2 protein-coding genes are annotated in these 1,373 nt (G+C 38.1%); both read left to right on the forward strand.

Translation table 11 applies throughout. The features are described 5' to 3' along the window. The first annotated feature begins 12 nt into the window (after positions 1 to 12). Positions 13 to 474 (forward strand): hypothetical protein, encoded by a 462-nt coding sequence (locus ACFIK0_RS09125; RefSeq protein WP_375663876.1) that lies wholly within the window; start codon positions 13 to 15, stop codon positions 472 to 474. Positions 475 to 484: 10 nt separating this feature from the next. After that, complete coding sequence (locus ACFIK0_RS09130) at positions 485 to 1,096, forward strand: hypothetical protein (RefSeq protein WP_375642657.1); 612 nt, start codon at positions 485 to 487, stop codon at positions 1,094 to 1,096. Positions 1,097 to 1,373 lie beyond the last annotated feature (277 nt).

Consider the following 1,373-nt stretch of genomic DNA (forward strand, 5'->3'; position numbering starts at 1 on the left):
AAGGAGATAAAGATGAGTTCGAATGAAATTTTATGGATAGCAGTGGTTTCAGTTTTGCTCTTAAGCGGAGTGATGTTTCGTATTGCATTGCATTATCGCAACCAAGTTAAAGCACTTAAAGAGCAGGTTCAAGATATTAAGAAAGAAATGAGAGAGAATGAGTTTAGGTATTTAAAGGAAAGCAAGCAGACAATTGATCAATGTGATGCGGATCTTGAACAATGCGACAAGCTAATTGAAGAACTGAAGCAAGAGATTGAAGAACGTGACGAGGAAATTGATGAACTAAAACAAAAGATAGATGCGTACCGAGAAGAGTTTAAACGGAAAAGTGAAAAGATACAGGCACTAAAAGCAGATGTGCAATCACGCGACGAGGAAGTTGAAAGACTAACACAAGAGCTTAAACAGCGTGATGAAGCAGTAAAAGCGCCGCCTCATAAGAATAAGAAGAGTAAGAAGAAGGGTAAGTGAGGAGAGAAAGATGAGTTTAGTAGCAATTGTTATTTCCTTAATTGCGAATGTGATTTCGTTTTATGCTGTTCATGACTCTTCTAAAAGAGTGCGAAGGCTTAGAAAAGAGCTAGCAGAAAAAAATGAGTTAATAACGTCACAAAAAGCGTTGATGGAAGGACAGCTAGCAGAAAATGAAGAGAAAATACAACATTTACAAGAATTACAAGCAAACGTGCAAGAATGTTTAGAGAAAAGCACTAAAGGGCAAGAATGTGTGATGTCATATGAAAATATTTATGAAAATATTCAAGTCTCTAAAGCTGTTCGTACGCTTGTAAGAGAGTTTATAGAACTAAATCCCATTACAGATGAACAAGAAGATAGATCGCAGGAATTATTGCAACAATTAATGAGGGATGAGCAGACAAAGATTCAAGCAATTAAAGTTGTTAGAGCTTTTGAAGAATGGTTTATACCACGAAATACCATTACATTTGCACAACTAGACTATTGGCCGAGGTCTCAAGAGTTATTGGGGCATTTATTGGGGTTAAAGCCACTGACATGGGAAGATCTTGCTAAAAAAAGTCCTGAGGAACAACAGAGCTATCTCGTACCTGGGAAAACTATAGTGGATTGAAAGCATTTTTTAAACGAATACAGTGAGCGAAAAAATTCACTTTTTCTGGTGGATTTTCAGGATCTACGGCAGCATTTTCGTAAAAAGAGCAATCTTCTAAAACACATTTTGTATGGAGCGGCGTGGTGAATAACACGATTCTTTGTTTTGATCTAGGTACCAAAACGGGGTGGGCGTTTCGCAATGCCGAGGGTGACATATTCAGTGGTACCGTGAATTTTCAATCGCGCCGTTTTGAAGGCGGTGGAATGCGTTACTTGCGCTTTAAGCAATGGCT

The sequence above is a fragment of the Bartonella sp. CL63NXGY genome (assembly GCF_042194905.1).
In the GTDB taxonomy this organism is placed as follows: Bacteria; Pseudomonadota; Alphaproteobacteria; order Rhizobiales; family Rhizobiaceae; genus Bartonella.

Coding starts and splice junctions, on each gene's coding strand:
- ACFIK0_RS09125 (WP_375663876.1), top strand. CDS start 13: ATGAGTTCGAATGAAATTTTATGGATAGCAGTGGTTTCAGTTTTGCTC.
- ACFIK0_RS09130 (WP_375642657.1), top strand. CDS start 485: ATGAGTTTAGTAGCAATTGTTATTTCCTTAATTGCGAATGTGATTTCG.